Here is a 21,643-nt window from a genome sequence, read left to right as displayed (position 1 = left end):
TTAGCATCCCACTTACAGAAGTCACAACCACTTATGTCAGATTTTTTGGTTCCTACTCTTCTAGGATAACTGGGGTTATATTTAATTGCAAGCCCCTTAGTTTCATCCATCGCCAATCCTGAGTTACTGGAAATTATCGAACAAACTAGGGAAGAGTTGAGAATCGAGAAAAAGTTGCCGCTTGAGGAGATTGATTGAGGGAGATATTTGGGAGTAAAGTGCGATCGATTTTCGATGCTACTCAAAAATATCGATAATGCCCGATAATCTTCCAATTGAAGAGGACATCTTCCAATTTAGTCCCTGCACCGATATTGTGAACGATCGCAAATCTTCCCGAAGGCGATCGCACGTTGCTAACTATCCCGATATGAGACTCGCCTCCTCCTAAATCCCATGTTACTACATCCCCCGGTTGATAATTATCTGCATTGCGAGTAACAGGTAACGATTTACCTTTTCGTTCAAAAAATACCATCAAATTAGGAACTCGGCGATGATCGATATTCGGATCTGTGTTGGTCAAATTCCAATCTTTTGGATAGGCTGCAAAGTTCTGCCGCATATCTTCATGTACCTCTTGTTGCAGATCCACTTTTACCTGCCGAAATGCGCGAATTATGACATCGGTGCAAACACCTGTAGTCATCGGTACATCGCCACCAGGGTAGGGAATCGCTACATAAGCAGGATCGTAAGAATTGGTAATTTTAGTTTGGGCGATCGCATTATCGAGCACTTCACGAACTATCGGCGAAGTTACCGGCACTGTTGCGGGATTTAACTGGACAGTTGGAACAGAAATTGGCTTGACGCTTTTTTGCGATTGACAAGCAACACAGAGATAACTAATAATTAGAATAAACAAAAGAGTTTGCAGGCGATCGTACATTATTCAATCTCAATTTCTCCCTAAATTTTCTCTAACTATTTCCCTAAACTCCAACACCGCCTCAAGAGGATCGGGGCGTTGTACATACTCAGCCAGCAATGATAAATCTAAATTGGGCAATAACTCGCTTTGGTGGATTTTTTCATATTCGTCTCCCCGCAGATGATAAACTTCAAAGTGACGATTTTTCCAGAACCAAACTTCTTTGACGAGCCATGCCCGATTATATCATTTATCAGAATTCATGGGTTTAAAACCCCCGCAGGTTGGTGTCATGGGGAGCATCTCAGTTTTGTATTTATAGTGCGAGCGTCCCCGCTCGCGTATTGTACAATACGCGAGCGGGGACGCTCGCACTCAAAGAAAAAATATTTTTTACAAAACTGAGATGCTCCCGGTGTAATGTTTTTAGGGTGGGGTGTAAATCCCCATAGAAAAAACCTCCTACGACCTTTGTCAACTGTCAACTGTCAACTGTCAACTGTCAACTGTTTATCATCCCTGACAGGCAAAGCCACATCCAGAATTTCCATCAACAACTCCAGCCGCGAAGGACGAGACAACATCGGCACCAAGTTCGGCAGCGAGTAATAATCACCCGCAAATGTAAACGTTTCCACCGACACTTGCTTATCCTTCAATTGTTTTTCAACATAATCGCAGTAAGCGCCAACTCGCACAATCACCACATCAGGAATTACGCTCAAAGTGTGGCAGTATTTCTGATAAGCATCTGCAAAATAAGGTGCAGAGTTTTCGCCTTCATCTGTTACCATAATGAATTGCTCAACCACCTGCTTCTTAATCCGCATTGCTTCGATCGCACAACCGCAACTTGTGCCGCCGCCTGCGCGAATGTGCTTGAATGCGCGCTCCCAATCGCTCAATTCGCTGCCGTTTGCTTGCACTGGATAGGGCATCGTGTCAAAGGCGTAGACGAACAGCGCAGCCTCGGAAATGCCCGAAATCATGGCAGCGAGACGCTTGCCAACTTCGATCGCACTTTCCATACTTCCCGACTTGTCAACCAACAAACCCGTGGCTTTAACAATCTTGCCGCGCTTCTTCACCTGTTCGTTAGTCACCGCTTCCAGCTTCGCCGTTGTGGCTGCGTCGAACTTCGCGCCCGCACCGGCAACACTGGCTTTGTATGCAGAAACCCGATCGCACTTGGCGGCTTCATCCAACTTCGAGTCAATCAACAGCTTGACTTCCGGGTGATCCATCGCGCCGCGAGACTGAATTGATTTCAGGTTGTTGATGACTTCCTGCGGCGACATCGAATTAATCAGCGCTGCTAACACCGTTGGCGTGAGCATTTTGATCGCACCAACTGCGATCGTATAGGGAATCTTGTATTCAACAATCAAATTCGCCTGTTCCGCAGGAGTCGCAGCCTTCGCTAACTGCTTCAAAACAAATGCCAGCGAGTCTTCCGGCGGATTGTCCTTAAACAGAATAGCATTAGCTCGATCGCTCGGCTTGACGTGCAGAGTCGCGTATAAGTGCTTCATCGCCTTGCGGTTGCGGATGGCGGCGCGATCGAAAAACTGGGCATTCTTTTCGCGCGATCGCAGATAGCGAGTGACAGCAGTGCGCGCGCTGCGAGGCAGCTTATTCTGGTGCTGCTTCATAAAGTCCACAATCCGCGAAACCTCGTAGGGCGGGAACTCTTGCAACATCATAAACCCGGCGTCTCGGTGCTCTGTCAGCGCCGAAGTCAGCAAGTTTCCGGCAAAAACTTCCTTGTGGTCGCGCACGTCGCCGTGACGTTGATACCACACTGCTAAATGACCGTAAAAAATCGGATCTAATTCGATAATTAACTTGTGAATTTCTGTCACCTTTTCGAGTTGGCGGTGAGGTGTGGTGAGCAGACTGTTAAGCATTTCTAAACGTAAATCGCGCTCTGCTGTATTCATTGGTGCTGCCTCCAGTTGTGGTTTTGGATTGGCGATTTTGGATTTTCAATTATTAGGAATATCCAAAAATCTGCGGGTGGCAGTTGTTGCACGCTTGGCAATGAATATCGTAGTCACCGCGCAAGTTTGAGGAGCTTTGTTTTTTTAACCTTAGAAGGGTTGGTATGTAAGCTCTTCGGATTGGGGCGCGGCAACAACTGCTATTTTAAAACTATTTCAGGGAAAATTCTGGGATTTCGATCGCCCTTAAATCCGGTTCAACCCAAGTATTCCGGGCTTCCCAAGACATCAGGTGCTCGCGGGTGTAGTGGTTCCAGGGTAAAGTGCGATCGGCATATTCTGCAATCAAACCGTTAGCTAAATGTACGATCGAGCGATTCCGGCCTTCATCTGCCAGATACTCGCGCACAGTTTGCGCCCAAAATAGCGTTAGCGTTTCGTGATACCCGCTGTTTGGCGTGCTTTCAATGCCATTGGCAGAGTTGTAACGTTTGATGCCATTGCGAATTGCATCGATCGCCTCTGAGTCCGATTCGCCAAACAGAAAATACCATAAAGCAACGGTTAAATGGGCTTCATGCGTCCATTGGCTGCGCGGGAGGCTGCATTCTTGGAAGGCGTGGAGGAGGGTATCTATCTCGTAGGGCGATCGGTAAATTGCAAGTTTATTGCTCATAGCTAATACCCAATCAATTTCTTAGTCCGCGGAGGCGGACATCGTTTGTGTAGTAGCGGTTTCAACCGCCGACTCATGTCTTTTAACTTTTACTGAGTTGTTCCATGATGAACTTAATTTGCTTCTTGTTGCACTGACGTTTGCTCGCAGTATACTTCCATGTTTTGACACGGGAGTAATATTGATGAATTACCTCCAATTCTTCCCGATCGGCCAGCTCGAAAAGATACCAAATGCCATCTAGCTTTTGATAATGATGGTAATCATCAATCTTGAGAAAATCATCAGGCTTTTTCGGAGGTAATCTTCGTACCTTGTTTGCCAAGCAGAGTATCCGCGTCTCAGGATGAACGTAAAGTTCCTCTCTCCTAGAACCAAGTTGACGCCCATATCGGCGATCGCAAACAATTCCATCAACCAACACAACATCTCTTTCCACATAACCCCAAACATGGGAGAGAATATGTTTTCCAGACAGCGTAGTTATATCAAGAATTTGACACAATTCGTGGTAGATATCATCCCAATCTTGTCCTACTTTGCTCCGCAGCCAGCGAGATAAAGGCCCCAGACAATCAGAAAAATATTTGCTTTTTCTTTTCAGCTTTAGTAGATAAGGGTTAAAGATTCCATCAGTGCAAGCTGCCTCAGTAATTTCTTTCAGATGTCTCCGGTTTCCTGGTACTTTTTTTAAGCTAGCTCTCCAGCCACCGCGAGGCCGTTCAATGACGATTCTATCTAATCGGTGTTCGCTCATAATTCTTGAAAATTGTAAATTAAATTATCCTATTCACGGATTAACTTTTGACAAAGAAACAGATTTGTTTACCTAATCTACGGACTACACCGAAAAAAATGCTTCATTCAGTTGACAGTTGACAGTTGACAGTTGACAGTTGACAGTTGACAGTTGACAAAAGAAAGAAGAGGATTAGAGTTAATGAATAGTCTGATTTTAATTTCTCCCTACAAGTGTTCCGGGTGTAAACCAATTCTTTCTGGCAATAAACTCGGTTTCTAGCCATCCGCGAGCAATTTATGTAAAATTTGACAAAGTTTAAAACACTTCGCGCAAGTCAAAAAAGCTTTAAGCACAGCCGTTCTTACCAGTTTTACCTAGCAGTGGACGCGCAAACCTCATCTAGAACTAGAGACTCGGAATGCTTCCCTAATTCGATCGCTCGAATATCAGTACCTTAGGGCAGTTATATTTACTAAAGTGTGTAAGCTTCATCAGTTAGGGCGCGAAGTGTTTCGTTTGTAACAAGGAATTCAGTTGTTCAAAAATTGGAAGTTCCGCGCAAGTTTAAAAAGCGGTTTAACATACCGATTGCTCTACCCCTGAGCTACAGCCCCTTAAACGAGACTGACAGGATTTGAACCTGTGACTAATCGGTGGTATCGTGTGTATGCGCTTCATATGTTAGGGCGCGCAACTGAAAATACAAAAGGGGATATTTGCCCTTGTTTTCCATAAGGTTTGTAGTGAGGACTTCAGTCCTTCTTTTTCTGCGGACTAAAGTCATCACTACAAACCTTTTTCATGAAGAAAGTTGAATCAAAGTGTTGTGATAGTAAAAGTCACCTCGCGCAAGTCAAGAAAGCCGTTGTTCATACGCAGGAGTTGAACCTGCAACTTTTCTTTAAAGAGAAATGCTCTACCAAGAGCGAGTATGTAAGCTTCCTTTGTGAGGGCGCGAAGTGGAACTTTTAACCGCGTGACAGATATAAAAACTTCAGGTATGAGAGGCCGCGCACGAGTCAGAGAAGCTTTGTTTTTTAGGAATTGAACCTACTATTCGATTTTTAGTCGAACGTTCGCCAGTTTGTAAGCTTCTTTAGTTAGGGTGCGCCCCCGACAACTGATAATTTTTTATTCCGCGCAAGTTTGAAAAGCTTTTGACAACTTCTAGCGTGTTTACCATTTCACCATAAAAGCCGAAGCCTTCAGCGGGACTTGAACCCGCAATCTTTTCAGAGCTAGAACCCTAATGTTTGTAGGCTTCTCGAATTAGGGCGCGGAATAAAAGTTAATTTCTAGCCGTAAACGGCTTCTGGGCGGACAATTAAATCACCGCTGGGACGGCGATCTAGCACGTAAGACTCGAAGCGATCGCTCTTGACATCAAAATGATTGGCTAGACGTTCCTGAATTGTTTTGTCGCTCATTCCTACCGTGATACCCAGTTGGTTTTCTGCCACATCATAGGAACGTCCTTCAAAACGAATGTGAACCATAACTGTTACCTCCTTAAGCGATTTTAGATTTTAGATTTTAGATTTTGGATTAGTAGCTTTTCTGCTGTTTAGTTGTGGCGTTAGTCGGTAAAAATTGCCAGCATTCGCATCTGCGCCCACACGACAATTTTTACATAAACAAACGCCGCTCTAAATGGTAAGCTTGTTTGAGATGGCGGATTTCTTCAGTCTTTTGGGCCGATCGCAGTCGATCGCAACTGTGTTGTTCTGAATCCGCCCCAGATTCGTTGAAATTCGGCTGTTTTGGTACAATATCTGACTCAGATCGAGTCAGTCTGTAACTGAACAGTCTCGTGAAAAGTAACAACATAACAATTAAGTCTCTATTGCAAGACTTTCAAATTGATGTTCCTTGAAATCTCGAACGCTATTTAGTTGTCAAGGTTCAGATTTGGTACGGAAAATGCAGGTTTTTGGCTCTCCTGCGCTTTCCATATGTTTATGCTACACACATACTACAGAAGTGTCAAGGGGGTAGGAAAAGTTTTTTAGATACAGGTATGTAGTTGCGCTTCAGCGCTCTTTCATATATATATTAAGAGCGCTGAAGCGCAACTACGTACCTAGTGCGATCGCGAACTTTGCACCCGGGCCCAGAAACCCGGTTTCTACGAGAAATACTGTTTGGTGACAAGGCATACACAGAGAAACCGGGTTTCTTGAATCCTGCGCGTAAATCCCGATCGCCCAACTGCTCAAACATCTTTAATATAGGAAATGCTATCGCGAATATTGTGGAAGCCCGCAGACTCGTAAAGTCGCAATGCACCGGAAGGATTTGCAGTATCCACGCCGAGAATCGCAGTCTCGACACCGGCAGCTTTCAGTCGCTGCAAACCAGCCAGCAACATCGCTCGTCCCAATCCAAGTTTGCGGAAACCGCGCCGCGTACCAAGAACAGCAATCCAGCCTTCATTTCGTCCAGTACGATCGCACTCCTCGACATTAATTTCGCAATAACAGAAAGCTGCAAAAGTCCCGTCAGCAGCAACTGCAATCAAGTCTAAATCCTTTCTGTAACTGGGTTTTGCTAAATCGTATTTGAATTTCTCGACTGTTAAATCGTGGTGATTCCAGTGATCGATAAACGACTGGTTGAACATTTCTACCCAAGCTTCCGAATCCTGTTCGCCGGGGAATAGACGCAGCGCAAAACCTTCTGGGAATTGGGCTTGGGCGATCGGTTCCGTGAGCGATCGCGCCATGCGACAAAAATAGCGATCGACCCTAAAACCGCAATTTGTGAGCACAGAAATGCGATCGGCATCCTGTGTCCTAACCCCCGATCGCAGCTTCACCTGCGCGCCCCGCAATGATGCTACCTCGCGCATCCGCCTTTCGCCCCAAGCCACTGCCGCCGCTTCCACATCTCCGCAGCGCGCCTCGGGGCGGACTGAAAACGACAGCCAACCATCGATGACTGTCCCAGGTTCAGAAATCCACAACTCGGCAAAACCGATTAATTTGCCGCCTGCATCTTCCCAAAGACAGATATCGCGCGCTAAATCTCGGGACGGTTGGTTAAATTCTTGTTGTAATTCCGAGATGGAAGTGCCTTGATCGAGCCGATCGACTTCTTCGCAAGTATTGATTAAATCGGCGATCGCAGTTAAATCGCTTTCGCCCGCATAGCAGCGCGCCGAGAGATTTGCCATCATAGCTAATCACCATTTTCGGTTATCGATCAATTTTAAAATAGCTTGGGCGATCGATCGAAGTGCGATCGTCTTCCAGGGCTTCCCTAACTGGTGAGTCGATCGGGCGATCGGGCGATCGACATTTCTGTTCAGAATCCGCCGATCGTGGTACTAAGATGTTTGTTAAACGAAAAAATGTGCTTTTCGCGACCAAAGTAACAAATTGTTACTTTGTTTCTCAGGAATGAGACCTCTGTCTCATTCCTTAGATATATTCAAGACCATCAAGTTCGTCACCAAGTTGACCAACTGAGATAAGAAATAATTTTTCGTCTAAGTTAAGGAGAACTCAATGCTTGACGCTTTTTCAAGAGCTGTAGTTTCAGCCGATGCCAGCACCTCCACCGTTGGTGATATTGCTGCCCTGAGAGCTTTCGTTGCCAGCGGCAACCGACGCTTGGATGCTGTAAACGCGATCGCCAGCAACGCTAGCTGCATGGTTTCCGACGCTGTTGCCGGTATGATCTGCGAAAACCAAGGCTTGATCCAAGCCGGTGGTAACTGCTACCCTAACCGTCGCATGGCTGCTTGCTTGCGCGATGCAGAAATCATCTTGCGCTATGTCACCTACGCCTTGTTGGCTGGTGATGCTTCCGTTCTTGACGACCGTTGCTTGAATGGTTTGAAAGAAACCTACGCAGCTTTGGGCGTACCCACCACCTCCACCGTGCGTGCAGTTCAAATCATGAAGGCTCAAGCCGCTGCTCACATCCAAGACAACCCCAGCGAAAAATTTGCTGGTGCTAAGTTGCGGAAAATGGGATCTATCGTAGTTGAAGATCGTTGCGCCAGCCTCGTTGCCGAATCTTCCAGCTACTTCGACCGTATCATTTCTGCACTGAGCTAGTCAATTGCTAATCGCAATCCGCTCAGCAAAATTGAAACTACGCTCACTGTCAAAATCACTTTAGGAGATTTAAGGAAATGAAATCAGTTCTCACCACCGCTATCGCCTCTGCTGATGCAGCAGGTCGCTTTCCTAGCACCTCTGATCTAGAATCAGTTCAAGGTTCTATCCAACGCTCTGCTGCTCGTTTAGAAGCTGCTGAAAAATTGGGCGCCAACCTGGATGCAGTTGCTAAAGAAGCTTATGATGCTTGCATCAAAAAGTATCCTTACTTGAACGAATCCGGTCAAGCTAACTCCACCGATACTTTCAAAGCAAAATGCCACCGCGACATCAAGCACTACCTGCGCTTGGTTCAATACTGCTTGGTAGTTGGCGGCACAGGCCCTCTTGATGAATGGGGTATTGCTGGTCAACGCGAAGTCTATCGCGCTTTGAGCTTGCCTACTGCTCCTTACGTTGAAGCATTAAGCTTTGCTCGTAACCGCGGTTGCACTCCTCGCGATATGTCTGCTCAAGCTTTGACTGAGTACAACGCTCTTCTTGACTACGCCATCAACTCCCTGTCCTAATTAATTAGACAGGTTTGTAATGTCGTGACTGGGTAATTTTTACCCCGACAAGTCTAGGAAATCTTGGCTCGTTGCTCTACCGATTTGGGTAAAGTAAGGGTAAAGAATTCCTGGGCTTGTTATTGTGTTTTAATAGGCATATGCTAATTTCTATCGGGCATCGGGCATCGGGCATCGGGCATCGGGCATCGGTAGCCCACTCTCCTCTTCTCCCATTCTCCCCCTCCCCACTCTATGGATAAACGCTTTTTTAGTTTTTTTAATTTAACAGAAGACCAGGCGATCGCCCTTTTAGATACGCCACAAGACCAAATCGGCGAAGAGGATTCCCGCTACATAGCCGCTTCCCATTTGATAAACTTTCCCACAGATCGATCGATCGCAGCACTGATCCGAGCAGTACAGCAAACCGATCCGGTGCTAGAAAACCGGATTGTGCGCCGCAAGTCGGTGGAAACCTTGGGAAGACTGCAAGCTGTCCAAGCATTGCCGGTGATTCGCACCTGTCTGAGCGATGATGACTGCTACACCGTGGAAAATGCGGTTTGGGCGATCGGCGAAATTGGCACTCAAGACGCCGATATGTTAGAAGAAGTTGCTCAATTGCTCGATAAACCAGGACAAACCTACCGAGTAATCATCCACACCCTGACTAAATTAGATTATCAACCAGCCGAGACCAGAATTCGCAAATTTGTTGACGATCTCGATCCACCGACTGCTAGTGCTGCGATCGCCGCAATTTGCCGCCTAACCAGAGACTTTTCTAAAATGGGACAAGTTGTCGCCATGCTGCAACACAAAAATGTCCTAGGGCGCAGACTATCAATTCAGGATTTGATTGACGCCCACCACTACGAGGCCATTCCCAACATTGCCAAATGTCCCGTATCTTTAGTCTTTCGGCTGAGGGGAATTCGGATGCTAGCAGCAGCCGGAATCGCCGACAAATCCCTTACCTTTGACACCATTCAACCCTATTTAGAACAAACCTTACGGGATCAACCAGGGGATTTAGATTTAGTCCACAGCTATGAAGAATTACCAGAATTACCGTTTCTGATTAACCAATTATACGAAACGGATTTTGGTCGTTGCTATTTAGCAACTAAAACAATTTTAGAACATTATTCAGAGGAGGCACCGGCAGCCCTGTTTGCCACCTTTGCAGAAGAAGGAAATAATGATTATGGAGCGCATTTTCATGTAGTAAAATTGTTTGGTTGGCTCAAACACTCTCCCGCCTACGATTTGTTATTGGAAGCTTTGAATAACCCCCAACCCCAGTTTCAGAAATCCCGTGCGGCGGCTGCGATCGCCCTAGGGGAACTCGGAGAAAAGCGTGCCATTCCAGAATTGAAAACCTGTCTGGAAACTAAAATCTGGGATTTGAAGTATGCTGCATTAATGGCACTAGAAAAACTTGGTGATGTTAGTGGTTATGAAGTTGCTGCGGCTGACCAAGATTGGTTAGTTCAAGCTAAAATAGATGCTCATACTTCTTTAACATCTGAAATATAGTAGGGACACGGCAGTGCCGTGTCCCTACAGCCGGACACGGCAGTGCCGTGTCCCTACCTGAGACGGGAGGCAGAAACCGGGTTTTTTTACCAAAATACTGCATCCCAGCTTTTAATACTGGTAAAAACCCGGTTTCTTAGATATTTATGCGTCCAGGATTGTTAATTCAGCTTAAATTAGAAAACCTAAAACCCCAAAAATTATGACAACAGATGCTTTGTTTGAAAAACTAAAACACCCGAATCCTCATATGCGCGATCGGGCGATGTTTGAAATTGCCGATTCCCGCGATGAAAATACAATTCCTCGACTGGTGGCCATTTTAGACGACGAAGATGTCACCTATCGTCGGGCGGCGGTGAAGGTGTTAGGTGCGATCGGTGAGGATGCCATATCACCGGTGGTTGACGCCATGTTAAACAGTGAGAATGTGACTGTGCGAGGGAGTGCGGCGAAGGTATTGGCGCAAGTTGCGATTAATTATCCAGAGTTGCCTTTCCCAGAAGTGGGCTTGCAGGGATTGAAAAAGGCGATCGATGATGCTAATCCTGTGGTGCATATTGCAGCGGTGATGGCCTTGGGACAGATGGGCTCCTCTGCCTTTGAGATTTTGGTGGAATCGCTGAATACAACGGATAATGTAGCGGTACAGGTGGCGATTGTGAGTGCGTTGGCCTCTGTGGGCGATCGACGTTGTGTAGAAGTTCTCACCACATTTGCGAATGATGAAACCGTGGATTCCTATGTGCGGGAATCAGCGACAAGTTCTTTATCGCGATTGGATTTGGTGATGAATTATAAGCGCGCAGAATAGGTTGATGGTTGCGTGTTGAACGATATGTAAGCAAAAATTGTAATGGTCAGAAAAACTCACCCAAAGCCAGAAGTTGAGGATGCGTTGAGATACGCTGAAAAAAATGGATGGCGCGTTGATGTTGGTGGTTCTCATGCTTGGGGGAAAATTTATTGTCCCTACAACGATAAAGAGTGTAGAAGCGGGATTTTTTGTATATCCAGTATTTGGAGTACCCCAAAAAACTCAGGGAATCATGGAAAACAAATTCGCCGAGTAGTGGATAATTGCACAAAGCATAACGATGTGAATGAGTCTTCCTCGGAGGAGGAATAAAAAATGAACGAGTATGATTTTACTTTGAAGTTTAATCTGAACAATTCCCCAGCCGATCCTGATAATTTTATTGAGAGACTGTATGCAAGTGGCTGTGACGATGCCTTAATTGGAGTTGGAAATAAAGAATATGTAGCACTAAATTTTATCCGCGAGGGATCGTCGGCTTATGAAGCTATTTCTAGTGCGATTAATGATATCAAAAAAGCTGTTCCAAGTGTTACTCTAATTGAAGCAGCACCAGATTTAGTTGGCTTGACGGATGCAGCTAAAATTCTGGGTTATACTCAACTGCAAATGAGAAATCTCTCGATCGAAAGCAAATCAAGATTTCCGATTCCTGTTTATGAAGGTACACATTCTATTTGGCATTTAGCGGAAATTTTAATTTGGTTGCGCGAAAATCGAATGCACTCAATTGATGATACGCTGTTAGATATCGCTCAAACCAATATGAATATTAACATTGCCACGAGTTGGCAAAAGATCCCTCTTGATACCCAAGAAAGTATCAAGGCGCTGGCTGTTTAGACTGGTTTGTGCGATATTACTGAGGCACATTGCAATCTAAGGAAAACACCAATGAAAATTAAAGTCAAAAATCTTGGTGCCCTAAAACAAGCCGAATTCACCCTTGGCGAGTTGACAATTATTTGTGGCGGCAACAATACCGGAAAGACCTACGCTACCTATGCACTGTTTGGCTTTTTGTTTACTTGGCGGCAGATTTTGGCGATCGAAATCAACGACGATAATATCCAACAACTCCTTGCTGACGGCGTAATTCATCTAGATATACAAAAATATGTCGAACAGGCTGAGCAAATTGTTTCTAAAGCTTGTCAAGTTTATACACAGCAATTGCCTCAGATTTTTGCAGCGCCGGCTAAAAGATTTAAAAAAACAGAGTTTCAGGTAAATCTAGACATCAAAAATATTACCTTGGCAAGCCAATTTCAGTCAACACTAGGATCTGCAAATGTCGAATTATTCTCGATGACCAAAAGAGAAGATAGTAGAGAATTAGTTGTCACCTTGCTAGTTGAAAAAGAAAAGGCAAAAATTCCCAATGAAATAATTAAACAAACCATTGCCGATGCACTGAAACATATTATTTTTGACGAAATTATTCCTCGTCCTTTTATCGCTAGTGCAGAGCGAACTGGTGCAGCTATTTTTCGCAAAGAGTTGAATTTTGCCCGTAATAGATTGCTTGAACAAATGGGTAAAAGCAACAATAATATCAATCCAATGCAGCTTTTATTTAAAGCTTATCAGGACTACGCTTTGCCAATCAAGACAAACGTTGACTTTACGAGGGAACTGGAAACCATTGTTAAAAAAAGCAGTTTTATTGCTGAGGAACATCCTGATATACTGGCAGATTTTGCTGACATAATCGGTGGCCAATACACTGTTACTCGTAATGATGAACTTTATTATGAGCCGAATGGTAAAAGGCTCAAGCTTTCTATGGATGAAAGTTCTAGTGCTGTGCGTTCTCTATTAGACATCGGTTTTTACCTAAAACATGAGGCTCAAATTGGCGATTTACTGATGATAGATGAACCAGAATTGAATCTACATCCTGAAAACCAGCGCCGCGTCGCACGTCTATTTGCTCGCTTGGTAAATCTTGGTATTAAGGTTTTTATCACTACCCACAGCGATTACATTATTAAAGAACTGAATACGTTGATTATGCTTAACCATGACAAACCTCATCTGAAGCGAGTTGCTGAAGAAGAAGGTTATCGGGAAGTAGAACTAATTTCGTCTAACAAAATCAAAGTTTATATTGCGGAAGAGGCAGGGAGTACAAAAACAAATAAATGTCAAACGCTGACACCAGCCGATATTGACCCAGAAATGGGTATTGAAGCCCGCAGTTTTGATACAACTATTGAAACGATGAACAGGATTCAGGAATCGATTGTTTGGGGTCAGGATTAATGTCTGATATTGCTATCCTCAAAGAGATGATTAAGGAAAGTGCTACAGTACCATTGGAAGAACACAAAGGTAAAAAGCAAGTTATACTCAAAGAGCCTCCGCCTGCTGACTATTCTGTCACGATTGATGGAATGCCTGATGATGCTCAAGTTATTGTTATTAAGGCAGATGCTTTCCCAGCACCAAGCAAGATTTTTACTAGCTCAAAAGGTCAGTGCAAACGCGCAGATTTTGTGATTATTGCTGATACTCCCACAGAAAAAATCATCTTTTGTATTGAGATGAAGAAAAAGAAAGGCCAGAATAAAAACATTATCCAGCAACTAACGGGCGCAAAATGCTTTGTTGACTATTGTCAGGAAATCGGCAAAGCATTTTGGAATCAACAGAACTTCCTTGAGGCTTATGAATATCGTTTTGTCAGTATCGGTCATATTAGCATTTCCAAAGGAAAAACACGTAATAGTCGCTCAACTGAGACTAATGACCGTTTAACTGAGATTCATGACCGTCCTGATAGGATGCTGAAAATTAGTAGACCCAATAAACTTCAGTTCAATCATTTGATCTACGGGAGATAGATAGTTTTGTGAACGTCAAAATCAGCGCTTCAGGACTTATCTATGACCTTCCAAACAGCTTTTTACCTTTTACCCCTTCCTCCTTTCAACCTTAAAAACATCCTCAATACTTTTCCCAGATGTTTTTTCCTCCCAGCCCATCGCCATCAAAAAACTCTCAGCAGACGCAGTTTCCACCACATCAACCCCCCATTCTCCCGTTTGCAGCGCCTCAACATCGCTACTCAATGGCGGAGTCTTTTTCAATCCCGCTAAAATCAAAACATCAGGAAAAGAATCATCAACTTTTCCTTGACTCATCCGCTTATTTACCAAAGATTCAGCGCAAAACTCCCCAACTTGAGGTGGCGCAAAATCATTAGTAGAAAATAAAACTTCTACCATCCAATGAGCGTGATTTAATTGACGGCACTTAATCTGAGGATATTGACTTAAACCCTCAGCAAATACCAAAGTCAAATCTTCTCTACTTAAGGTTGGAAAGATACCCTCTTGCATATCAAAATTGTGGGAAAGCAACATCCGCCCTGTTCCAGATTCTGTCATATTTTTAGTTACTTAATTTGAGAAATTGCTAACTTAATTACTCCTTGCACAGCCGCCTCTGATTCCTTGGCTAATGCAGCTTGTAGCGGCTCGATCGCACTTCGATCGCCCACTTTCATCAAAGACAAGGCCGCCGCCCTGCGACTTTCGCCATCGCCATGATGCAGCAACTCAATCAGGTTGGGGATTGCAGGCTTATAGGCGAGATTTCCCAAAGCAGCCGCCGCCTCGCAACGCACGTCAACATCAACATCCGTTAGAGACTTCACTAAAATCTCAAATAAGTCGGCTTTGGGCTCTTCCTGTGCTACTTTGGCGATCGCCCCAACCACCGCCCCACGCACCACAGGCGAATCAGAGGCGATCGCCCGATACAAATACTCCTTCGCACCCGCCCCAATAAACGCCAACGCCCAAGCCGCATGACCGATCGTACTTTCCGGCAAATCGGTAGATGCTAAAATATCCAACAAAGCCTGCACAGAAGGTTCACCAATCCTCGCCAGCGCCCCAATAGACGAACCCTTAACCACCGTATCCTCATCATTCAACAAAGCATGAATTAAATTAGGAACAGCAGTCGGATCGCCAATCAAAGTCAGAGTTTTACCCGCAGCACGCCGCACAACCGGATTAACATGATTTCCCAAAGCATCCAACAAAAAAGGAGTCGCCGCTTCACCAATTTCCGCCAGAGTTTCCGCACAACGCAGTCGAGTCATCCCCCGCGTATCACCCAAAGATTCAACCAGACTCCTCAAAAGCTCAGCATCATTAACATCAAAAGTATCTAAATCTATTTGTTCAGTAACTTGTTGAAGCAAAGCATCTGTTTCGGCATGAGCTAACACAATTGCAGCATCTTGGGATTGAGCATTAGAATTGACCATCATTGCCACCTAATTATTAGTAGTTATCGCCGCCAATTGAGTGCGGAGACTGTCTAGTCCAGCATCAATTTTAGCAAGTTCCGGCTCAATTTTAGCCATAGCTGCTTTCTGTGGTAGCTTAGCCTTTTGTGCCGCCGCCATCGTTTCATTCACCAAACGTTCCCGATACCGCTCAAATTCGGCAATGACTTCCACCAATTCTTCAGCCTCTATCTGTGTTGAATCTTCTGTTAAATCTGCGGCAGATTCATCACGAGCCGATGTTGTCAATTCTTCGTTTTCAGACATAGTTTTGAGAGTTTAATAACAGTTGAAAACAGTTAGGCGATCGAGTTCAGTTAAACTCACATCATACAGGATTCTTAGGAACTGGCAAGATGCCAGTTCCACAACCAATTAATTTTATTGTGGGGCGGGCATCTTGCCCGCCCAGTTAGTTGCTTGTGGGGTGGGCATCCTGCCCGCCCAGTGGCTTGTGGGGTGGGCATCGAACTGGCAAGATGCCAGTTCCACAACCAATTAATTTTATTGTGGGGTGGGCATCCTGCCCGCCCAGTTGCTTGTGGGGTGGGCATCCTGCCCGCCCTAAAAAAATATTGACAATAGTTGAATTTGACCAATCAAAAAGCATTTTTTCCAGAGACTTTAACGCGACACCGCAGCAGCCTCAGAAACTCTCAAGCGATTGTGTTCCAACAACTCTTCTAAAACAGACGGAGAAATACAACGACGCTCAGAACAGTATGCCATTTGTTTAACCCCATTGCTCATTTGAACCGTCATCACCCGCACTCGAAAATGATCGTTAATAAACCAACAGCGTTCCTGTCCTTGATTTGTCTCATATTCCGTCTCAATAGTCAATACCCCATCATCAGCAAAATGGTAAATACCAATTACCGGAATACCTTCAACGTAGCCTCTATTTCTGAGAAACTTACCCATTTTCGGGTTATTGGGATTGGGTACATCGATAAGTATTGCAGCATAATTTTGGTTCGGGATGGCATCATCCAAATTATCTTGCCACATAAAACTGCATCCCCCACTAACCAAAGCAGGATCTACATTTTGCTGTTGACAAACCTCTAAAACTCTGGGATCATCAATTGATAAGACATCAATCATGACATTGGATTCTCCCGACTCATCAGCAGCAGCAGTATCAAAATTGTGGACTGTTCGCTGAGTGAACCAAACGCCCTCACTCTTGCGAAAGAAATCCATCATAGTCATCGGTGGTGTTAGCAGCATTTCTATGTCAACTTAGCGAGAGGAATCAAGTAGCATCGGAATTATTGCCGAAATTAGGAGACGGCTTTTGGAGTGTCCCTACAATATTATTTTGGGTAGGGAGACGGCACTGCCGTGTCCTCTATATCATTCCTTCCCCTTGTGAAGGGGATGGGAGGAGAATCCGATCGAATTTTGGTTAAGAAAATTAACTTTCTGGCGATCGCACAACAATCAAATTCTAGGATAAATGACACCGGACAACTTTGAGCAATTCCATCAATAAATCTTCAAAAATATAATGGCACTTCGTCAACACTCATTTTTCCTCTCTGAACCCCTGACTCTCACAGAAGTCTTACAAGCTATCGAGGAAAGCAAAAGCCTAGCTCAAACCAACCTCCAGGGAATCAACCTCAGCCAAATGGATTTATCCGGGATTGATTTGAGCGGAGCAAACTTGATTGGCGCGGGCCTCAGCAAAACCAATTTCCAAGGTGCAAATCTCCAGGGAGTAGATTTGCGGCGCGCCAATCTCCGAGACGCCAATTTGAGTGGAGCAAATTTACAAGAAAGTTATTTTTTTCGAGCTGATTTACAAGGTTGCAATCTAGTTGATTCCAAGCTAGAATCAGCTAAATTTAAATTAGCTTTATATGATAGCAAGACTATGTGGCCAGAAGGATTTAATTACCAAAAATCCGAAGCTATTGGCCCGAAAGCTAGTCTGAGCGGAGCTTTTTTGAATGCAGCCAATCTCCGAGGAGCGGATTTAAGTTATTGCAATCTGCGAGGTGCTTATCTCAGTGGAGCGGATTTAACTGGAGCAAATTTAGAAGGAGCGGCATTAAGTGGCGCTAATCTTCAGAATGCTTTTTTAACTGGTGCTTATTTGCGAAATGCCATGTTAATTGGAGCTGAATTGCAAGGCGCAGATTTACGGGCTGCTGATTTGACTGGAGCAAATTTAGATCAATTGCAAAGTATTGCGGGTGCTGATTTCAGCTTGGTACAAGGATTGAGCGCCGAAACAAGAGCGATGCTTTGCAGTCGCAATTCCAAGGAGTTAGGTACTTGGAATCCTTATACTCGGAATAACACAGCTCAAAGTCTTGCAAATTAGATATCGTTTGTAGTGCGGACTTAAGTCCGCAAATTCAGAGGACTAAAGTCCTCACTACAAACCGTTTGTAGTGCGGACTTAAGTCCGCAAATTCAGAGGACTAAAGTCCTCACTACGAACAAATTTTAATTTTCCTATAAATTGCGTTCCAAATCGAACAGAAAACCGTGAATATACTCCTCAGTCCACTCCTCACCATAGAACCGCAGAAACATCCCCCTCGCAGGATCTTTCGCCGCACGATAGTTGATATAATTGCGTTGAGCCTGAAGAATCTCGACCAATCTCTGACTGTCGGTGACTGGTTGCGCGCGATCGACCAAATCGAGATAAGCTTGTAGATAATCCTTAAAAGCATCAAACACAAGAGTTTGCACAGCCTCAGTTTCCTTAGGACGAGTCCACAGAAAAGCCGAAGAAAAGAAAGGTTTTGCCTCTTCAGGAAAATCTCCCCCCCAGGGCAAATCTTTTTGATACTTGTTAAAAATTGGTAAAATCGGCTCTGAGTATTGCTTTTGATAGGCCGCATCATGAAAAAGCGGCTGCATATCCAAAGCAATCAAATGTCCCCCCGGTAAAGTCACCAAATCCGCCCCAAAAAAAGGCAAATCATAATTAATTTGCGGGAAAATCACAAAATTCAAAACCTGAAGAGCATCACCGCCCTCAACATGAGCCGCCCGAATTTGTCGCAGTTTGGGCGATTGAAAAGCATAGCTAGTAGTGACAACCAACTGCTCTTTTTTTCCTTTCCCAGTGATACATTCTTTTTTTTCAAAACCTGCTGGAATCGGATATGGAGCTAAGTCAAGTCGCTCCCTGAGCAGTGGGATGGCGTAATCTAAAAAAGGCTGATAGAGAGTCATTTTTAATTTATTTTGTCCCGGCGGGAACCGCTAAGGGAACAGCATCTTCAAACAAAAACTCGTACAAAAAGCGCTCTGACCATTCATGACCAAAATAGCTGCCGAACAGCCCGGATGCGGGGTCTCTTTCTGCACTATACTGATCGTATTCTTTCTGTGCTTTCACAATCCGCTGAATTTCTTCGGGAGTTGTCAGGGGAGTAGCTTGCTGTAGCATTTTCCAGTACAACTGGACGTATTCTTGATAGGCGGGAAACAATTGGTTCACTACTGTTTCGGCGTCGGTTTTGGCAAAGAGCAAATTCTTGGAAAAATACTGGTTGGCATCATAAAACTTCATTTCTAAGTCTTGTACCAACGAGCTGTATTTAGCTCGAATTTCGGTCAACGGTTCGATATACTTGTCTGTGTAAGCCCGATCGCGAAATAACGGCTGAAAATCTATCACCACCAAGATTTTCTTTTGTCCAAACGCTAAAAAATCAATCCCTAGCAACGGCACATCGTAATTGTGGCTTGGATAAATGACACTGTTAAAAATTTGTGCCGTTTCCCCAGCATCGATGTAGGTGTAGCGAATTTTTCGCAATTCAGGGCATTGATAACACCAGCTTTGAATTGTGGCGGGATTTTTACCTCTTTCACTCACCACAGATTCCAATCCAGAGGGAATGGGACGGCTCTCTAGTGCAAAGTTCTCAAACAGTTCTTTTTCTAGAAATTGCTGAAATGGCTTAAACATAGATTATAATTTAGCTCCTTCAATCTCTCCCTGAACACAGGATAATAGGCGATCGCCCTGGGCCTAGTCTCTTTTATGGATAACAAAGTAATATTTCGTTATGAAACCAAACGTGCGATCGCACTTAATCTAATGAAGACTTTTACCACACTCTCATCTTTGATTCTCTCAAATGTAACAAATCTTAATCAAATTTCTCATAATTCTAGTCTATAACTTGAATTGTACTCAATTCCCTCCGGACAATTTTAATAGCTATGCAATTAAGTGAAAGAGCAAAACAATTAATTCCCAAAGCGAAAATTGTCAGCTTTGCTACTTGGAAAAATATCTATCCAGATGAAGTAATTGCCATTTTTCAAAAGGCTGACGATGAAAGTCGATATCTCACAGATGAAGATTTAGAAATCATCAAAAATCTGGTTCCCGATACCTCTTCAATGTTAGAACAAGCAAGATTGCTGCGAGAGCAAGCTCCTAATCTTGTATCGAATGCCAGGGAAAAGGTGTTAGCCGACTTTCCAAATATCACCGAACCAGACAATGACCTCTATCCTGCTGAACGCGCCGAAGCTTGTTGGCGAGATTTTTGGCATTTCTTGCGCTCCGTCTCCTATAGCATAGCAGGGAAAAACCCGGAATTTACCAGTCAAGCAGGACTAGAAAACATGGAACTACTTTATCAAGAATTGCGAGTTCCCGTGGCGGCGATGCTCTGTGGATTACAACAATTAAAAATAGTCAGTTTACAGCAATTTAGTTCTGAGGAACAGCATTTATCTGGTCTTGCTTTTGACAATTTAATCGCTGGCTTAAAACAGTTCAGTCAAGTTTGACCGCTTAACAATCGCAGGAATTAACCACAGGCATTTAAGAAACCGGGTTCGTTCGCCCACATTCCTCGCACTTCAGGCCATATTTCCCGAAAAAACCCGGTTTCTGCCTCTAGAACTCTATAAAATATTCTTAATTGCGATCGAGCAAATTTTCTAAAGCCGCACCAACCACTCGATGATGGGAGTCTTGCCGCAGTTGACTCAACACCTGCTTCGCTTCTGGATCATCAAAATGCTTCAAAGCAGATGCAGTGTGCTGGCGAATCCCTTCATACTCAGAACTAGCCAGCGCCAACAACCGAGCCAATGCCGCTGCTTCCTGACTGCTTCCAGCTAAAGCACCGAGCGCGTCCACAGCCGCTTCCTGGGTGGTCATATCTTCCCCCGCCAAAGCTTCCACGCACACCTCAAACAGTTCGTTGTAGCACTCCATATCTACCAGCGCCCCCAAAATGCTGCGACGCACCAGCCAGTGGTCATCCTGAATAAAAGTCAGCACTAAATGAGACGCAGCGCACCTACCGAAGAGCGACAGGGAATTTGCCGCTTCGGCGCGCACATTGGGAGTGTTATCAAGTTTCATGATTTGCAGCAAGGCGGCGAAAGATTCGGCGCTTTGCTGTTGTCCAAATCCCCTGCTGACAAAGGTACGGACTAAAAATTCTGGGTCGTTGAGCCGAGCTTTTAGCAAAGGAACGGCAATCTCTGGTGTATAATCTTTCAGAGCTGCGATCGCCTTGAGTCGATATTGAAAATCAGAATTATCTAGAAACGCTTCAATTTCGTGAATATCCATAACCGCAACAGAGCAGGACTTTTCCTTACTTTAAACAACAGGGTTCACTTTGTGCAACTTACCAAAATTATCTTAACACCGAAATCTTTTTTTGACCGTGAACCTCGTTTCTTTAAACTCTCTCATCAAATCTCGTCTGAAAACTTCCGTATTTGAACCAATATTGTCGCAGTTCATGATGAGGTGTATGCAAACTCCCTTTCCCTTGATAGAGCATCACTTGTCGGTGATTTCCCATCCAAACTCGTTTGAGCGGTTCCACAGAAATTAAGCATCCTCCTAGACTGGTGATATATTGCTAAAATCTCTCAACGGCTGGGTAGTCTAAAGTTTCAAAAATCAAAAATTCACCTGAAAAAATTAGGTGACGGCTTCGTATCCAAGCCTGCATTTTTTTATCGGCTATTGGGGGTAATAGCTGGTAAAAGTATAGTCATCTATTACATGACACGGGAGGCACCCGGTCCCTCCCCTTTCGCTTTCACTTCGAGCGGATTAACCCGCCTCGGCTGAGCTACGCAGCTCTCTATCCCATTGCTGAAGGCATTTGGGATTGCTTTTC

At 44.5% G+C, this 21,643-nt stretch carries 24 protein-coding genes; 9 read left to right on the top strand and 15 right to left on the bottom strand.

Annotated elements, in window-relative coordinates:
* Positions 1–241: 241 nt before the first annotated feature.
* From JGK07_RS25780 to JGK07_RS25745, 8 genes are all read right to left on the bottom strand, one after another.
* Entirely contained in the window at positions 242–892 is a 651-nt protein-coding gene (locus JGK07_RS25780) for a DUF1287 domain-containing protein (protein WP_293207669.1), read from the bottom strand.
* A 470-nt stretch (positions 893–1,362) separates the two neighbouring features.
* Positions 1,363–2,814, bottom strand: a complete 1,452-nt coding sequence (locus JGK07_RS25775; protein ID WP_293185009.1) for a hypothetical protein — start codon at positions 2,812–2,814, stop codon at positions 1,363–1,365.
* A gap of 211 nt (positions 2,815–3,025) precedes the next feature.
* Entirely contained in the window at positions 3,026–3,490 is a 465-nt protein-coding gene (locus JGK07_RS25770; RefSeq protein WP_293185007.1) for a hypothetical protein, read from the bottom strand.
* Between the two features lie 82 nt (positions 3,491–3,572).
* On the bottom strand, positions 3,573–4,247 hold the full coding sequence (locus tag JGK07_RS25765) for a hypothetical protein (RefSeq protein WP_293212522.1): 675 nt from the start codon (positions 4,245–4,247) through the stop codon (positions 3,573–3,575).
* Positions 4,248–5,527: 1,280 nt separating this feature from the next.
* Positions 5,528–5,728, bottom strand: a complete 201-nt coding sequence (locus tag JGK07_RS25760) for a hypothetical protein (protein WP_293185005.1) — start codon at positions 5,726–5,728, stop codon at positions 5,528–5,530.
* Between the two features lie 130 nt (positions 5,729–5,858).
* On the bottom strand, positions 5,859–6,059 hold the full coding sequence (locus tag JGK07_RS25755; RefSeq protein WP_293212524.1) for a radical SAM protein: 201 nt from the start codon (positions 6,057–6,059) through the stop codon (positions 5,859–5,861).
* A gap of 385 nt (positions 6,060–6,444) precedes the next feature.
* Positions 6,445–7,407 carry a GNAT family N-acetyltransferase gene (locus JGK07_RS25750; protein ID WP_293185003.1) on the bottom strand — a complete coding sequence of 321 codons (963 nt, stop codon included), beginning with the start codon at positions 7,405–7,407 and terminating at the stop codon, positions 6,445–6,447.
* 19 nt (positions 7,408–7,426) lie between these two features.
* Positions 7,427–7,600 (bottom strand): hypothetical protein, encoded by a 174-nt coding sequence (locus tag JGK07_RS25745; protein ID WP_293185002.1) that lies wholly within the window; start codon positions 7,598–7,600, stop codon positions 7,427–7,429.
* 138 nt (positions 7,601–7,738) lie between these two features.
* Here JGK07_RS25745 and cpeB point away from each other — a divergent pair, with 138 nt between their 5' ends.
* The 7 genes from cpeB to JGK07_RS25710 all read left to right on the top strand — a co-directional run bounded on the left by cpeB (position 7,739) and on the right by JGK07_RS25710 (position 14,049).
* Complete coding sequence (gene cpeB / locus JGK07_RS25740; protein ID WP_293185001.1) at positions 7,739–8,293, top strand: C-phycoerythrin subunit beta; 555 nt, start codon at positions 7,739–7,741, stop codon at positions 8,291–8,293.
* Between the two features lie 77 nt (positions 8,294–8,370).
* A complete protein-coding gene (locus JGK07_RS25735) occupies positions 8,371–8,865 on the top strand; it encodes a bleomycin hydrolase (protein WP_293184999.1) in 495 nt (164 codons plus the stop codon).
* A 234-nt stretch (positions 8,866–9,099) separates the two neighbouring features.
* Complete coding sequence (locus JGK07_RS25730) at positions 9,100–10,386, top strand: HEAT repeat domain-containing protein (protein WP_293243080.1); 1,287 nt, start codon at positions 9,100–9,102, stop codon at positions 10,384–10,386.
* Between the two features lie 202 nt (positions 10,387–10,588).
* Positions 10,589–11,200 carry a HEAT repeat domain-containing protein gene (locus tag JGK07_RS25725; protein WP_293184997.1) on the top strand — a complete coding sequence of 204 codons (612 nt, stop codon included), beginning with the start codon at positions 10,589–10,591 and terminating at the stop codon, positions 11,198–11,200.
* A 318-nt stretch (positions 11,201–11,518) separates the two neighbouring features.
* Positions 11,519–12,046, top strand: a complete 528-nt coding sequence (locus tag JGK07_RS25720; RefSeq protein ID WP_293184996.1) for a hypothetical protein — start codon at positions 11,519–11,521, stop codon at positions 12,044–12,046.
* 51 nt (positions 12,047–12,097) lie between these two features.
* Positions 12,098–13,468, top strand: a complete 1,371-nt coding sequence (locus tag JGK07_RS25715; protein WP_293184994.1) for an ATP-binding protein — start codon at positions 12,098–12,100, stop codon at positions 13,466–13,468.
* A complete protein-coding gene (locus tag JGK07_RS25710) occupies positions 13,468–14,049 on the top strand; it encodes a hypothetical protein (protein WP_293243077.1) in 582 nt (193 codons plus the stop codon). The genes JGK07_RS25715 and JGK07_RS25710 overlap by 1 nt, the downstream gene beginning before the upstream one ends.
* A gap of 69 nt (positions 14,050–14,118) precedes the next feature.
* Here the strand turns inward: JGK07_RS25710 and JGK07_RS25705 are convergent, their stop codons facing one another.
* From JGK07_RS25705 to JGK07_RS25690, 4 genes are all read right to left on the bottom strand, one after another.
* The gene (locus JGK07_RS25705; RefSeq protein ID WP_293192377.1) at positions 14,119–14,595 is read right to left on the bottom strand and encodes a DUF2656 domain-containing protein; all 477 of its coding nucleotides are present in this window, start codon (positions 14,593–14,595) and stop codon (positions 14,119–14,121) included.
* Positions 14,596–14,603: 8 nt separating this feature from the next.
* Entirely contained in the window at positions 14,604–15,488 is an 885-nt protein-coding gene (locus tag JGK07_RS25700; RefSeq protein WP_293192375.1) for a HEAT repeat domain-containing protein, read from the bottom strand.
* Between the two features lie 6 nt (positions 15,489–15,494).
* Positions 15,495–15,773: a hypothetical protein gene (locus JGK07_RS25695; protein WP_293184990.1), complete on the bottom strand. Its 279-nt coding sequence runs from the start codon at positions 15,771–15,773 to the stop codon at positions 15,495–15,497.
* A 357-nt stretch (positions 15,774–16,130) separates the two neighbouring features.
* A complete protein-coding gene (locus JGK07_RS25690) occupies positions 16,131–16,739 on the bottom strand; it encodes a phycobiliprotein lyase (protein WP_293184989.1) in 609 nt (202 codons plus the stop codon).
* Positions 16,740–17,019: 280 nt separating this feature from the next.
* Between JGK07_RS25690 and JGK07_RS25685 the strand changes: the two genes are divergently transcribed.
* Positions 17,020–17,841, top strand: coding sequence for a pentapeptide repeat-containing protein (locus JGK07_RS25685; protein ID WP_293184988.1), 822 nt, complete (start codon positions 17,020–17,022; stop codon positions 17,839–17,841).
* 134 nt (positions 17,842–17,975) lie between these two features.
* Here JGK07_RS25685 and JGK07_RS25680 read toward each other — a convergent pair whose 3' ends face one another.
* Positions 17,976–18,707 carry a phycoerythrobilin:ferredoxin oxidoreductase gene (locus JGK07_RS25680; protein ID WP_293192371.1) on the bottom strand — a complete coding sequence of 244 codons (732 nt, stop codon included), beginning with the start codon at positions 18,705–18,707 and terminating at the stop codon, positions 17,976–17,978.
* A gap of 7 nt (positions 18,708–18,714) precedes the next feature.
* Positions 18,715–19,449, bottom strand: coding sequence for a 15,16-dihydrobiliverdin:ferredoxin oxidoreductase (locus JGK07_RS25675; RefSeq protein WP_293184986.1), 735 nt, complete (start codon positions 19,447–19,449; stop codon positions 18,715–18,717).
* A gap of 257 nt (positions 19,450–19,706) precedes the next feature.
* Here JGK07_RS25675 and JGK07_RS25670 point away from each other — a divergent pair, with 257 nt between their 5' ends.
* A complete protein-coding gene (locus JGK07_RS25670; RefSeq protein ID WP_293184984.1) occupies positions 19,707–20,285 on the top strand; it encodes a phycobilisome protein in 579 nt (192 codons plus the stop codon).
* A 130-nt stretch (positions 20,286–20,415) separates the two neighbouring features.
* Here the strand turns inward: JGK07_RS25670 and JGK07_RS25665 are convergent, their stop codons facing one another.
* A complete protein-coding gene (locus tag JGK07_RS25665) occupies positions 20,416–21,081 on the bottom strand; it encodes a HEAT repeat domain-containing protein (protein WP_293184982.1) in 666 nt (221 codons plus the stop codon).
* Between the last annotated feature and the right edge of the window lie 562 nt (positions 21,082–21,643).

Origin of the sequence: Microcoleus sp. PH2017_24_DOB_U_A (genome assembly GCF_020738205.1) — a bacterium.
Classification (GTDB): domain Bacteria; phylum Cyanobacteriota; class Cyanobacteriia; order Cyanobacteriales; family Microcoleaceae; genus Microcoleus.
Note: the sequence above shows the minus strand (reverse complement) of the source record. Positions and strands in the feature narration are given on the sequence as shown.